Source organism: Pseudomonas sp. SG-MS2 (genome assembly GCF_009933855.1).
In the GTDB taxonomy this organism is placed as follows: domain Bacteria; phylum Pseudomonadota; class Gammaproteobacteria; order Pseudomonadales; family Pseudomonadaceae; genus Aquipseudomonas; species Aquipseudomonas putida_E.
The window spans coordinates 21527-36228 of record NZ_MOMO01000236.1; the positions used below are offsets into that span (position 1 = coordinate 21527).

Annotated in this window: 8 protein-coding genes and 1 pseudogene; 8 read left to right on the forward strand and 1 reads right to left on the reverse strand. The window is 54.6% G+C overall.

Annotation, left to right across the window (positions count from 1 at the left end):
* Window positions 1-576: 576 nt before the first annotated feature.
* The 8 genes and pseudogenes from BLX42_RS21290 to BLX42_RS21325 form a co-directional block, all read left to right on the forward strand.
* Window positions 577-2313: a type I secretion system permease/ATPase gene (locus tag BLX42_RS21290; RefSeq protein ID WP_046787371.1), complete on the forward strand. Its 1737-nt coding sequence runs from the start codon at window positions 577-579 to the stop codon at window positions 2311-2313.
* A 13-nt stretch (window positions 2314-2326) separates the two neighbouring features.
* The gene (locus BLX42_RS21295) at window positions 2327-3658 is read left to right on the forward strand and encodes an HlyD family type I secretion periplasmic adaptor subunit (RefSeq protein ID WP_161872551.1); all 1332 of its coding nucleotides are present in this window, start codon (window positions 2327-2329) and stop codon (window positions 3656-3658) included.
* Between the two features lie 44 nt (window positions 3659-3702).
* A complete protein-coding gene (locus BLX42_RS21300) occupies window positions 3703-5061 on the forward strand; it encodes a TolC family outer membrane protein (protein ID WP_046787490.1) in 1359 nt (452 codons plus the stop codon).
* Between the two features lie 566 nt (window positions 5062-5627).
* Complete coding sequence (locus BLX42_RS21305; RefSeq protein ID WP_168216570.1) at window positions 5628-6431, forward strand: ABC transporter permease; 804 nt, start codon at window positions 5628-5630, stop codon at window positions 6429-6431.
* Window positions 6428-7651, forward strand: a complete 1224-nt coding sequence (locus tag BLX42_RS21310) for an ABC transporter ATP-binding protein (RefSeq protein ID WP_046787369.1) — start codon at window positions 6428-6430, stop codon at window positions 7649-7651. Before BLX42_RS21305 ends, BLX42_RS21310 begins: the two co-directional genes overlap by 4 nt.
* Window positions 7644-11372 (forward strand): glycosyltransferase, encoded by a 3729-nt coding sequence (locus BLX42_RS21315; RefSeq protein ID WP_046787368.1) that lies wholly within the window; start codon window positions 7644-7646, stop codon window positions 11370-11372. Before BLX42_RS21310 ends, BLX42_RS21315 begins: the two co-directional genes overlap by 8 nt.
* Window positions 11373-11538: 166 nt before the next feature.
* A complete protein-coding gene (locus BLX42_RS21320) occupies window positions 11539-13647 on the forward strand; it encodes an acyltransferase family protein (protein WP_046787367.1) in 2109 nt (702 codons plus the stop codon).
* Window positions 13648-13683: 36 nt separating this feature from the next.
* A pseudogene (locus BLX42_RS21325) lies at window positions 13684-13872 on the forward strand (hypothetical protein); the annotation flags it as partial.
* A gap of 44 nt (window positions 13873-13916) precedes the next feature.
* Here the strand turns inward: BLX42_RS21325 and BLX42_RS21330 are convergent.
* Window positions 13917-14702: IS66 family transposase (locus tag BLX42_RS21330; RefSeq protein WP_161872552.1), on the reverse strand; the 786-nt coding region annotated here is incomplete at its 5' end.

The following is a 14702-nucleotide window of genomic DNA, read 5'->3' on the forward strand; positions in this document are numbered from 1 at the left end:
GACTTGCCCGCTGTTGCTGGCTAGTGAGCTTGGCTAGGGAGAGTAGAAAGTGCGTGGCCTGCCAAAGAAGGTAGGTCTAGCCGATCAAGGTGCGGAGATGCTCAATTGTTCGGGCGGAAAAGGTCGGAGCTCAGTTGGTGGTTTTCCCAGATCTGTCGAAGTCGTGGTAATCGATCTGAATCGATTTGGGATCGGTTAGCGCGATGGGCTTAGGGTGATACTAGCGCTTTCATTCCAGCAGCAGTGTGCTCCTGGCGCATCTGGTGGATCACCTGTTTGATGCCATCTGTGGTTTTCGATGTGGCAAGCCATGAGGGTGTGCAGGGTCCGCATAATGGGTTTTTGCTGGCTATGGCCGCAGGTCGCATGCTGCTACAAATTTGGCTTGCCCGTGCGTCCTAGGTCTCGAGTTGCGAGGAGCAACCCATGTGCGGTGCGTTTCGGCAAGGTCGCTAAGGAATTGACCTGATCGCCGGCCAAGCTGGCATCGTGATGAACTTTTCATTTTTAATTGAACGCTGCTATTGGTATGCTCCGGCGCTTGTCTAGCAGATACCCCATGGCAGCTCGAAATCTATGCGTGGCACTCATGAAAACAGCTTGCAGGCCGCCTTAAAGGCGTGTAGGTCCAGTTTTATCTCGGTTGGTTTTTTCAGCCTGTTCGTCAACGCCCTTATGCTTGTCCCGACGTTCTACATGTTACAGGTATATGGTCGAGTTGTTACAGGCGGCAACCTTACCACCCTGATGATGCTCACCATTATCATGGCGATCTTAATGGTCACCATGGGGGCGCTGGATTTCATTCGTTCGCGCATCATGGTGCGGATCAGCACCAAGCTGGATGTTCTGCTCAGTCGCGACGTGTACAAGGCGAGCTTTCGTCGGGCGTTAGAAAGCGGCGGCATGGATGCGTCCGCACAGTCGCTTAACGACCTGACCAACCTGCGTCAGTTTCTCACCGGCAACGGTTTGTTCGCCTTTTTTGATGCCCCGTGGCTGCCAATTTACATCGCCGTAATGTTCATGTTCCACCCCTGGTACGGCTGGGTGGCCATCGCGAGTGCCCTTGTGCTGCTTTTGCTGGCCTACGTGAATGAACGAGTCACCAGCAAGGCGCTGGGCGAGGCCAACAGGCAGAATGTTGGTGCCACCCTTTATACCACCAAGAACTTACGCAATGCCGAAGTCATCGAGTCGATGGGTATGCTCGGTACCCTCATGGAGCGCTGGACCCGTCGTCAGCGGGTCGTGCTGCAGTTGCAGTCTGAGGCCAGTGACAAGGGCGGTGCCATCAGTGCAATTTCCAAAACCTTCCGCATGCTGATCCAATCGCTGATTCTCGGCTTGGGTGCCTATCTCGCGGTGGACCATCAAATTAACCCTGGCCTAGTCATTGCAGGTTCCGTGCTGCTGGGGCGTGCCCTTGCGCCGATTGACCTCATCATCGGCAGCTGGAAGGGCTTCATATCTGCACGTACCCAGTACGATCGTCTGAACGAAGTGCTGGCGGAGCAGCAGGCAGAGCCTGCGCGCATGAGTTTGCCATTACCGCAGGGCGATGTGTTGGTTGAAAACTTGGTGGTTGGTGCGCCGGGCAACAAGAATCCCATCATTCGCGGCGTCAGCTTTGCCGTGCCTGCTGGCGCGTGCGTTGGGATTATTGGCCCGAGTGCGTCAGGCAAATCGACGCTTGCCCGTGCGTTGATGGGGGTGTGGCAGCCACAGCATGGCGTTGTCCGTCTAGATGGCGCGGATATTGGCAACTGGAACAAGGAAGAGCTCGGGCCACATTTGGGCTACCTGCCGCAGGATATTGAGCTGTTCGAAGGTAGTATTAGCGAGAACATCGGACGCTTCGCCGAAATCAATGCCGAAGCAGTGGTCAAGGCAGCTAAGATCGCCGGAGTGCATGAAATGATCTTGCAACTGCCCGACGGCTACGACACGGTGATCGGAAGTGAAGGTGTCAACCTGTCTGGCGGACAGCGCCAGCGCATCGGCCTGGCCCGAGCCTTGTACGGCTCGCCCAAGCTCATCCTGCTCGATGAGCCGAACTCCAACCTCGACGAAGTCGGTGAACGCGCGCTCGCTCAGGCCATCCGGGTGATGAAGCATGCTGGCTCGACGATCTTTGTCATTACCCATCGCACATCGATCCTTGCGCTACTGGATCGCCTGCTGGTTATGAGCAATGGCGGTATTGGCATGTATGGTCCGCGCGAGCAAGTTATGGAAGAGCTGAACAAGCAACAACTTGCGGCTCAGCAACAACACGCGCAGAGCGCAACCACAGGCGCGTCAATTGCCTGACAGGTAGAGATTAATGACCCCCCCTTCACTGAGTTTTAAATCCGACAACTTCGCGGGTCTGCCCGTTTCTGACCTGAAGATTCGTCGTTTCGGCTATGCCGTTATTCTAGTGGTGTTTGGTATCTTCGGCGGTTGGGCTGCTTTTGCTCCTATCGATGGGGCGGTTTACGCCCCTGGCGTAGTGACTGTTCAGACTTACCGCAAGACCGTCTCGCATCTCGAAGGTGGCATCGTCAAGGATGTCCTAGTGCATGATGGCGACATGGTCAAGAAAGGTGATCCACTGATCTTGCTCGACGAATCCCAGCTACGCGCCGAGTATGACGTCAACCATAACCTACTGATCGCCGCGAGAGTCATGGAAGCGCGCCTGGTCGCTGAGCGTGACGATCTCCAGGCCATTAATTTTAGTAGACTTTCCGAGTTCGATACGCCGCGCGCCAAGGAGGCTGAGGCTGGCGAAGTCCAGGTGTTCAACGCTAGGCGTGGTGCACGCCTTGGGCAAATCGCGGTGTTGCAGGAGCGTGTAGGCCAACTGCAGCAGCAGATCAAGGGTATCGAGTCCATGATCATCACCAAGGACAGCTTGGAAAAGTCCTATAGCAGCGAAATATCCGATCTCGATGAACTACTTAAGGAAGGCTTCGTAGACAAGCAACGACTGCTTGATTCTCAGCGCAAGCTCAACATGCTGCGCACGGAGGTGGCCGATCACCGCTCTACTATTACCAAGACCCGGCTACAGATCAACGAGACCCAGTTGCAAATCCTGCAGATCAATAAGGACTTTCAGTCCGAGGTCTCCAAACAGTTGTCTGAGACACAAACCAAGGTTTACGAGTTGCAAGAACGTACCGCAGCGCTGGTTGACCGGCTTAATCGCATTGTCATTCGTTCGCCTGACGACGGTATGGTCATTGGCATGACGGTGCATACCGTTGGCGGTACCGTACGTCCAGCTACACCGCTGCTCGATATCGTGCCATCCGTATCTGACCTGGTGGTCGAAGCTGAGGTGCCGACAAACGATATCAATCGCATTGCCATCGGCAGGAAGTCTGATATTCGCTTCAGTGCGTTCAATACGGCTACTACGCCGGTGATCGAAGGGGAGGTGGTCAATGTTTCTGGGGACCGCCTGACCAATGAAAAAACGGGCGTTTCATACTATCTGGCACGCGTCAAGGTTACTGCCGGCGGCATGAAGAAGCTGGATAATCGCGAGCTCAAGCTGCTAGCCGGTATGCCCGCCGAAGTGCTGATTAAGACCGGTGAGCGAACCATGCTGCAATACATTTTGCAGCCGGCGCGTAATGCGATTGCCCAGTCGATGATTGAGGAGTGATTGTGCGTCGTTTGTATCCCTGCCTAATGGCAGGCATTCTGGTGATGCCTGCCCATGCCTCTGACCCAAAGACCGCCGAGCCGCCCACGCCGTCTTCCTCTAGTGTCAGCGTCAAGACCTACTCGACCGATCTGATCCAGCTCTATCGTGAATCACGCTTGGAGGACCCGCGAGTGCTGGCGTCATATTCAAAGGCGCAGTCGAGTAAGGAGCAACAGCGTGAAGCCCTCGGCGGCTTGCTGCCGCAGGTCCAGATGAATGCGGGAAAGAATCGCATCACCCAGAGCAATGAGTTGATTCGCCAGTCTTACAACAGCGCAAGCTATAGTGTCACTCTCAGCCAAGCCCTTTACAACAAGTCGGCATGGGAGAACTGGAAAAAATTCCAAAATCTGGCCAAACAGACTGAGTCCGAGTCCGAAGAGGCTCAGGCCGAGGCAACCGTCGACCTCGCGCAGCGGTATTTTGCTGCTCTGGCTGCTGATGATGAGTTGAGCTTGGTGCAGGCTGAATTGGGTGTCACGCAGAAGAATCTCGACCGGGTCAACGCGTTACTGGCCAAGCAGATGGCGAAAATTACTGACCAACTTGATATCCAGACTCGTGTCGATTCCCTCATCGCCCAAGAGGTGGACGCCAAGAACCAGGTGCGCTTGAGTCGTGCAGCGCTCTCGGAGATCATTGGTCGTCCGGTTCGGGAGCGTCTGAGTCGTGTGCGCAACGATGTCGAACTGCAGGTGTCCAGCCAGAGCTTGGAGGAGTGGGTGCAAACCGCTGTTACTGAGAACCCGCAAGTAAAGGCGGCTGAAAGCGCTCTGGGTGCTGCGGAAGCAGCTCTTCGCGGAGGGAAAGGCAGTCATTACCCTACCGTTAGCCTCAATCTCAGTGCTCAGCAGACCGACGAAGGCTACAACAACTCAGCGGTACCCCGTACCGACAGTTACGTGGCGGGTGTCAATGTACAAATCCCGATCTATAGTGGTGGCTCAACTTCTGCGCGTGTGCGGGGTCTCTATCAAGATCAACTGACTACGGAGCAACAGCTGATTGCCACGCGTCGGCAGGTCGCCAAAGAGACTACGAACGCCTACTTGACTGCCGACTCGAGCGTCGTAAGCTTGCGAGCCAATCGTAAAGCCTTGATTTCTGCAGAGAAATCGCGTATTGCCGCCGAGAAGGCGTTCGCCTATGGCGTAGTCAGTGCTGTCGATGTGCTAACTGCAACGCAGAACGAGTTCACGGTTCGTCGCGACCTGCTGAGAACGCAGTATGATTTCATCACCAACCTGTTCATTCTCAACCGCTGGGCAGGCAAGCTATCTTCTGAGAGCGTTGAAAGTGTTAATGCTTGGTTGAGTAGCGGTTATGAAGAGATTGTCCCTGATCGAAAAAACAATCAATGAATGCAACCTATAATGAGCGCCGCTATCACCACCGGTATAACAGGCCAGGATGAGGCTATCTGAACACCCGCTGTTGAAGAAAGGCTGGGGGACGGCGCTTAGCGCCGCAAATTAGCTAGGTCTGCGTCTACCTGCTCACGCTTCGTGATATAGAATGGGGCATTTGTTAGGAAGCGCTTTCGTCAGGGCGGATTGCCGATTCGTATCTGGCGGGCCGCGTTAGCTCGGCCCTGTGGTTTCCCGTCCGTTTCCCGTCGCCTCGCGTGGTGATAGACTTCGTTGATGCTTAACGCTTCCGGCCTAATCGAGTTGTCTCCTAGCGACCCCATTTGCGGCATCATGCTCTCGGTACCTATTCCGTTAGATGAGGGTCGCGCGTATCAGATCGCCAAAGGCCGCATCGCCGGTATCAAGGTTATGACAACAGTGTCCCCGCCGTTCATTGGCTCAAAGACTGGAAGAAGACGAGCTGACTGCAATGCCCGAGCATCAGGCAATGCTGTCGAGCGTTTTCAGTCCCGAAGAAGGGTCCTCTTTAAGCTTTGTGCAAACGGTCCTCAATAGGAATGTCTCACTTGAATAGCTCTATTCTAGAACTATGGCATGCTCGCCACTTCATCAGGAACTCAATTCGTAATGAGTTCATTGCCCGCGTAGTGCGTAGCCGGCTCGGTCTTCTTTGGATTGTTATTTATCCACTGGCTCAAGTAGTGATATATGCCTTCGTGCTTTCCGTGATTTTGGCCGCCAAGCTGCCGGGGCTAAACAGTACTTATGCGTATCCTATTTACCTAACAGCAGGCATCCTAGCCTGGAGTTTGTTTTCTGAAATACTCGGGCGTTGCATAAGTGTATTTATTGAAAACGGAAACCTCCTCAAAAAAATGGTATTCCCACGGCTCGCTCTACCAACAATTGTCTGTGGAAGTGCACTGCTAAATAACCTTGTCCTGCTTGCATCGGTCCTGCTCATTTTTTCCTTGCTGGACCATGCGCCCAGTTTTCAGTTGCTATGGTTGCCGGTACTGTTTCTCCTTGTGATAGGGCTGGCGCTCGGGTTAGGTTTGGCGCTGGGGTTGTTCAATGTGTTTTTCCGAGATATAGGCCAGGTCGCCACTATCGTATTACAGTTTGGCTTCTGGTTAACACCGATTGTCTACCATATCGATCTGCTCTCCGAGCATTACCGCGATTATTTATATCTCAACCCTATGACAGGGATTGTCCAGGCCTATCAGAGCGTTCTGGTGTATGGTCGCGCGCCTGATCTAGGGCTGTTACTTTACCCTGCAATTTTTGCGGCTGTGGCTCTTTTGTTCGCAGCGCTTCTCTATCGACGTGCCATCGATGAAGTGGTGGATGTATTATGACTGCTGCCTTGAATGTTGAGGGTATAGGTAAGTCCTTCAACAAGTATACCCGTGAAATCCATCGCCTGCTCTCCTGGTTAGGCGTGCCAGTGCCGTCGGTGCAGCATAAATGGGTATTGCATGACATCTCCTTTGCCTTGCAGCCCGGCGAGGCAGTTGGCCTCATTGGTCTAAATGGGGCCGGTAAGAGCACGCTGCTCAAGATCGTTACCGGTACCCTCAAGGCCAGTAAGGGGCAGATCCAAATCAATGGCCGTGTGGCGGCCATTCTTGAACTGGGTATGGGATTTCATCCAGATCTGACAGGTCGGCAGAATGTCTATCATGTTGCCGGCCTGATGGGGTTCTCTCAGGAACAGATCAATGGTTTTATTGATGCGGTTCATGCCTTTTCTGAAGTTGGCGATTACTTCGAGTTGCCAGTCCGGGTTTATTCCAGCGGCATGCAGGCGCGTTTGGCGTTTGCGGTAGCAACGGCTGAGCGTCCTGAAATTCTTATTGTGGATGAAGCGCTATCTGTTGGTGATGCTTATTTCCAACATAAGAGTTTTGATCGTATCCGCCAATTTACCCGCCAAGGCACCACGTTACTGTTGGTGAGCCATGACAAGCAGGCCATCCAGAGTATTTGCAATCGGGCTATTCTGCTGGATGGTGGAACTATTGCTATGGAGGGTGAGCCGGATGCCGTCATGGACTACTACAACGCACTCTTGGCAGCTCATCAGGATCAGCAGATAATCGCCGATCCCCAAAGCCGTGGTGCATTGCTTTCTGGCACGGGTGAGGTTGAATTTATCCATCATCATCTTTGCGACGATCAAGGCAATCCGGTGGAGGTCGTGGATGTCGGCCAGGTGGTACGCCTAAATGTTTCGGCACATGCGTACTTGGACATTCCAGACCTAGTGCTGGGCTTTCTGATCAAAGACCGCTACGGGCAAGACGTTTTCGGCACCAATACACGTCTGCTCGACGACATTTTTTACGACATTAAAGCTGGTGCCGAGCTGTCGTGGTCTTTTGTATTTCCCGCCAACATTGGGCCAGGTACATATTCGATTACCTTGGCATTGCACAGCATTGTCGGGCACATCGAGTGTAACTATGCCTGGCAAGAGCGAGCCTTGATGTTTGAAATTGTAAACCGTAGCCAAGCCGAGTTTGCCGGCGTTGCTTGGTTGGACGCGCATCTGGAGAGCAAACAACGACATGAGTGATGATTTTTATCGTGCGCTGGAAGAGCGCTTCCGAGCCTCCCGTGAAGTTATCCGCTCTCGCCTAGAGGGCTATACCCCCTTTATTGCTGCCCTGCGGCAGGCCAAGCCCATTCCCAAAGCATTCGATATCGGATGTGGGCGTGGCGAGTGGTTGCAACTTCTCATGGAGCATGGCCTAGACGCTCAAGGCGTCGATCTCGATGACTCGATGCTCGCGGCCTGTCAGGAGCGTGGTCTGAATGCCCGGAATCAAGATGCCCTGGAAGCGCTGCAGGGGCTCCCAGAGGCTAGCCTAGACCTAATTTCGGCATTTCATGTTGTTGAACACCTGACATTTGATTACCTCAGGGCCTTGCTCAAGGAGGCAAATCGAACGTTGAGCGAAGGTGGTCTGCTGATTCTCGAGACGCCAAATGCTGAAAATCTGATTGTAGGGACCACCAATTTTTACTTGGATCCAACCCACAAGTGTCCGGTACCAGCGCAGTTCCTAGAGTTTCTTTGTCAGTACTCCGGTTTTGCGCAAAGTAAGATTGTGCGGCTGCAGGAAGACCCACAGCTGAAGTCTGAAGAGGCTCATATTGGTCTCTGGCAGGTGCTGTACGGTGTCAGCCCTGATTATGCGATCGTTGCACGCAAGTGCGTGCCGACGGTAGGTGAGCGTGATGTTTTTGGCGAGCTATTCGCACAGAGTTATGGCTTGGAGCTAGCGACGCTTGCGCAGCGTCACGACCGTATGCTGCAGGAGCAGTTCCGTGCTCAAGGCGAATACATAGATCATTTGGCTAAGCTTAGCGCGGCCAACATAGATCATTTTGCCAAACTATGTACGGCCAACATCGAACGCATCGAAAAAGTCCAAGTTGAATTGCAGCTTATTTATAGCAGCCGCTCCTGGCGTATCACGCGACCAATGCGAGAGCTGGCCGATACCTTGCGTCATATGGACCGTGTGAATCTGAAGCGCACCTTGGCCATGCCTCTATTTACAGTGCTTGGTTATGTTAGCCGCAGACCGAAGCTGCTTGGAGTCTTACGTAAGGCTATCAAGGCGGTTCCCGGTCTGGAAAGGCATCTGCGTAAGGTAACCCAAGCATTGGGTCGCATGAGCCAACCTGTCCTGTCTGACCTGCTTCGCAGCTACTCGCCTCGTGTTTTGCAGTTGAGCAAACGGTTGCATAGGCTGCTTGAGTCCGCCAGCTCGTCGGTTGAGCATCAAACAAGCGGGCGACCTCGCTTGGCTTATGTTTCCCCGATGCCGCCAGATCGTACTGGCATCGCCGACTATAGTGCCGAACTTCTGCCGGCGCTGGCTCGGTATTACGACATTGATGTCATCGTCGACGGCGACGATGCCGCACAAGTGCAGGAGAGTCTTTTCCCGCTCCGCGAAGCGGCTTGGCTCCGACAGCATGCCTCACAGTACAGTGCGGTGCTCTACCACTTTGGCAACTCGCCATGGCACTGCTATATGGCCGAATTGATCGAAGACGTGCCTGGTATCATCGTCCTGCATGACTTCTACCTGAGTGGGCTGATCTGGTCGATGGAAAGCCGGCCAGGCTTTGGCGGCGTCAAGATGCGTGAGCTGTACTATAGTCATGGTTATGCTGCGCTGATTGAGGCACAAGTGGATGAGCGACAGGTCGCGGTGCGTTATCCATTCAACCGCAGCATTCTCGAAAAAGCCCAGGGTGTCATCGTGCACTCGGCGGTGTCAGTACGGCTTGTCGAGCAATGGTACGGCTCTCAAGCGGCTACCGATTGGACGCAGATCCCCTTGCTGCGTGAATTGGCTGCTTCGAGTGACGATGCTCGTCATTTCGCCCGAGAAGCATTGGGTTTGACTGATGATGCATTCGTCGTTTGCAGTTTCGGCATGCTTGGGGAAACCAAGCTCAATGATAAGTTGATTAGTGCTTGGCTCGCCTCAGACCTAGCTAGCGATTCACGTTGCCATCTGGTATTCGTGGGGGAGCTGGGGAGTGACGAGTATTGTGAGCGGGTGCGCAAGCAACTCGTCGACCAAGGTGAACGATCGCGGATTACCGTGACGGGCTGGGCAGATAGCTCAACCTTCAAGCATTACCTATTTGCAGCTGACCTGGCGGTGCAACTACGTAGCTTGTCTCGCGGCGAAACATCCGCCGCAGTGCTAGATTGCATGAATTATCGCCTGGCCACTATAGTGAATGCTAATGGTAGCATGGCTGATTTACCAGAGCAGGGCGTTTACCGTCTGCCCGATCAATTCGATATCGTGCAACTAGCCGAAGCGCTGCAGTTCTTGCGGCACGACGAGGCGGCGCGCACTGCGTTGGGGCAGCGCGCTCGCGAGTTCATTGAGCAGCAACACACCCCTCAGCATTGTGCGGCGCTTTATCACACGGCCATCGAGCAATATGCCCAACGCAATCGTCAGCGTGAGCAGGAGTTGGTGCAGGTGGTGTCCGCACAATCGCTGACGCCGGGAGAGAGTGGCGAGCTGCTCGGCTTTGCTGAAAGTATTCTACAGGGCACACCCGATCCACTTCGCCCACGACAACTGTTGCTGGATATCAGCGGCACCTGTGCCAAAGACCGACATAGCGGAATTGAGCGCGTTGCCAAGGCGCTGACGCTCGCATTGCTCAAGAATCCTCCCGCAGGAGTACGTGTTGAGCCAGTCTATTTGTCTAATGCCGGTGGGCGTTGGCATTATCGTTATGCCAATGCATTCACTAATCGCTTACTCAATCTGCCTGATGTCCTGACCGATCGGGCAATCGACTATAGCCCGGCTGACCAACTGATTGCCTTTGATATTTCCGGCAATGCACTGGTTCAAGCCAGTCAGGCGGGCTTGTTCAAGAGGATGCAGGCCAGTGGCGTCAACTGCCGGATGCTGGTACATGACCTGTTGCCGGTCACTCGCCCCGAGTTGTTTCCCCCTCAGGCCGACAGGCATTTCTCCGAATGGTTATGGCATGTAAGCATGCTTGATGGCGTTGTTTGCGTCACCGAGACCGTGGCCGGGGAGTTCCGCAAGTGGATGCAAAAAACACTGCCGCAAAGGATGGCTGATTTCACCTTCGACTACTCCCACCACGGTGCAGATCTGGCCAACTCGTCCCCTAGCATGGGATTGCCCGCCGATGCGCAGGCACTGCTGGCGATCATGGCGGAGCGCCCGACAGTGCTAATGGTTGGAACCCTGGAACCGCGCAAAGGCTATTTGCAGGCCCTAGAAGCGTTCAGCCTACTCTGGCGGCAAGACTTTGATGTCAACTTGGTGATCGTAGGGCGGGCGGGCTGGCAAGAGTTGCCCACTAACCAGCAACGCAATATTCCTCAGTTACTGGAGCGGCTTGCCAACCACCCAGAGAAAAGCCGTCGAATGTTCTGGCTCGACGGACCGTCTGACGAGTTTCTCGAGCGAGTCTACACGCAGGTCGATGGACTGCTAGCGGCTTCGGAGGATGAAGGCTTTGGCCTGCCATTGATCGAAGCGGGGCAGAAGGGGCTTCCGATCTTGGCTCGGGACATTCCAGTATTCCGTGAGGTAGCAGGCGATCATGCCTGTTATTTCCGCGCACAGGAGCCCCAGCAGCTAGCCGATGCCATTACCCAGTGGGTGCGGCAAGGTTTCAAGCCATCCTCCATTGGCATGCCTTGGCTTACTTGGCAGCAGAGTGCGGACAATCTCCAGCGCTTATTATTTAGGGGGACTTCAGAAGAGTGACTTAGCCAGCTGCTGCCTCTCGGGCGGCAGCGGCGCACTTACTGCAACAAGTTCGAAGGCAATGTAGCCTGGAAGTCAGTGTCCGTGGTATAGAGCTGAAACTTCGGGATAGCTTTTTTTTCGCCAAGTTTAGCGCTATTTTAAAAAATTTTTCGAGAGTCTCACCATGCGCCTTCCCCCGTTATTGTCTAGTACACACACACCGTACTACCCCTATATCGACGGCTTGCGAGCTATCGCTGTTCTCGCGGTTCTGATCTACCACCTCAATGGGCCATGGCTACCCGGCGGCTTCGTGGGTGTTGACGTATTCTTCGTCATCTCTGGGTTTGTGGTTAGTGCGTCGATAGCAAGCTTCCGTGGGCGTGGCATATTGCAGTTTCTGGCCTATTTTTATGCCCGCCGTATCAAGCGAATCTTTCCCGCTCTGATTATCTGCCTCTTGGTAACCGCCTATCTCACGGCCTTGTTCGTTCCTGCTTCATGGCTCAGTGCGGTGAACCAAAAAACCGGCCTGTACGCATTTTTTGGATTGAGCAACTTCATTCTGGCCCAGACTGGCCGTGACTACTTCGCACCGACCACTGAATACAACCCATACACCCACACATGGTCCTTGGCGGTCGAAGAGCAGTTCTACCTCGTCTTTCCGCTGCTGTTCCTGGCCTGGTTGAGTGGCCGTAAAGGTCGTATTCTGTCCATCGCCCTGTTTACGGCGGCAGGGCTCGCATCCTTAGTGTTTGCCGCTTGGCAGAGCGGTAGTAGCCCGACCGCAGCCTACTTCCTTACCCCCAGCCGTTTCTGGGAGCTGGCTGCGGGTGTCTTACTATTCCAGCTGACGCAACAGAAGTCGGCACACGACAATGTTTCTACGAGTCCGCTAAGAGGCGTGCTTGGCGCGCTCTCGTTGCTGTTACTGCTGGGGGGGCTGGTTTTCTCCTCCCCTGCGCATTTCCCTTTCCCTGGGGCTTTGCCTGCAGTTGCCGGCACCTTGGGCGTTATCTACTTTTTGCATCACTACCCCCAGCTACAGCGTTTGCACAAACTACTGGGTAGCGCCTCATTCGTCTATGTTGGTCGTATTTCCTACTCCCTTTATCTCTGGCATTGGCCCGTGTTCGTGTTTTTCCGGTGGACAATTGGTCTTGATACCCCCTTGTTGCGTACATTGGCGGTTATTGTCGCATTCGCATTGGCAATTGCGTCGTACACCCTCATCGAAAACCCGATTCGCCACTCACGTAGCCTGCGCCGCATGCCGCAAACAGCCATAATCCTGCTTGGTTTGGGATGCATCGGTGGCAGTTGGTGGGGGGCCAACCAGCTGTCGTTGAACCTCCATAAGATTTCCCTCAGTACTTTGAGCAAGAATCAGGACGAGTGGTATCCCCATGGTCCGTTTTTCAGTACTGACCATCCAGGGTGTTTGGCCGAACCCGAGTACCACACGGTAGGCGGCGGGTTGATGATGATCTACAAACCGTATAACTGTACGACGCCGCGCTCTCTTAATCCGCGCAGTATATATGTCATCGGCGACTCCCATGCCCTTGCCTACGAAGGCTTGTTCAAGCAGTACGCCATTCGTAACAATGTGCAGATCTTCGCCTACAATAATGGCGGTTGCCCTTTCGTCAGCCTCCAACCGTTTCGCGAAAACGACAATGCACAATGCCAACAGTATGCTAAGGCTTCTCTTGAGGACCTGCGTAAGCGGCTCAAGCCTGGAGATGTTTTGTTCCTAGCTTCGCTACGTCTTGCTCGCTTGTCGGACCAATGGGCGACCTTCGATGATGCAGCTGCGAGTGCACAGATGTTTGGGCCGAAGGCCGATGCAGGTCGCGACCGGGCCGTCATCGATGCCGTTGCCACGCTCAAAGCTTTCGCCGGAAATGGGGTGCAGATTGTTTTCGAAGGACCAAAGCCGCTGTTCAGGGCGCCGCCGTTCCGCTGTGCCGACTGGTTCAATCACGAAAATCCGATCTGCCGGCCTGGTTTCAGCGTGTCTCGAGACCTGTTGGAGAGTTTCCGCAAACCTGTGCTGCAGTCCTACGCGAAAATGATCGAGCAACTCCCGGGAGCGTCCGTATGGGATCCGTTCCCGGTTCTGTGTCCAGGCCGGGAGTGTGACGCCTACCGCGATGGCAAACCCCTGTTCCTAGATGGTGATCATCTAAGCGGGAATGGCAACATGGTTCTTCTGCATTCTTTCACAGAGTTTATGGAGCAGCGTCTACCCCAATCGGGCCGTCCTGAAATGGCTTCCCAGTTCTGATGATATGCGGCGATCCAATTGCCCGAGTTTTGCGCTCTGACAGTTGATCTTTGTCGGCGCGGAGTAAGTGGGAAAGACAAGCAGATCCGCAAGGAACTGTTCCTGAACGAGATTGACCGAGTCTTACCCTGAATGGGTTCGGTTGCCCTGATCGAACCCCATTACCCGAAGGGCGAAGGCGGTCGTTCGGCGTATACGTTGATGGCGATGCTGCGGGTTCATTTGAGTGCGATCCATGAACCCCACCTATCACATGATGGGGCAGCAGGTTACCGTGGCATCTCTGGCGAGCAGTTCCACGGCAGAAGAGCTTCGTAGCCGGCCACCGACGATGCATACGGCAGGTGCTCAAGTACGTGGCGCAGCCACGTATAGGGCTCCTGGCCGTTGACCTTGGCGGTCTCAACCAAGCTGTAGATCTTTGCGCTGGCACTGGCGCCGTTCACGGTGTCGCTGAACAGCCAAGCCTTGCGCCCGATGACAAATGGCTTGATCGCACGCTCCGCAAGGTTGTTGTCGATCGGCAAATGGCCGGCCTCGACATAGCGTTCCAACCGACTCCAGTTGTTCGCCAGATAGTGCACGGCCTTGCCCAGCACACTTTGCGGTGTGACCTGGGAGTACGTCTTGTCCAGCCAGCTTTTCAATTGGCCGAGGATCGGTAGGCTTCTTTCTTGGCGACCGATGAACCGCTGTTCGTCGCTGACCTCCTTGAGGTCGCGCTCGATGCCGTACAGCTTGTTGATCATCGCCAGCGCCACATCGGCGCGGCCCGTCTTACCCTTGGGCTGCACTTTCTGCGCATCGACGAACTTGCGTCGAGCATGAACCATGCACGCCAGCCGCTCGATACCGGGTTGCAACGCCAACGCGTTGTAACCGGCGTAATCATCGGTCATCACATAGCCGCGATACCCTTCCAGCAGGCGTAACGGTACTTCCTGCGCCCGGCTGGTGGTGTAGTCGAACAACACGACTTGTCGATCAGGTGGGCCGCTGGCCTGCACCCACATCCAGGACTGGCTGGTCGGGTCGCGATCCGGTTCCTTGAGCAC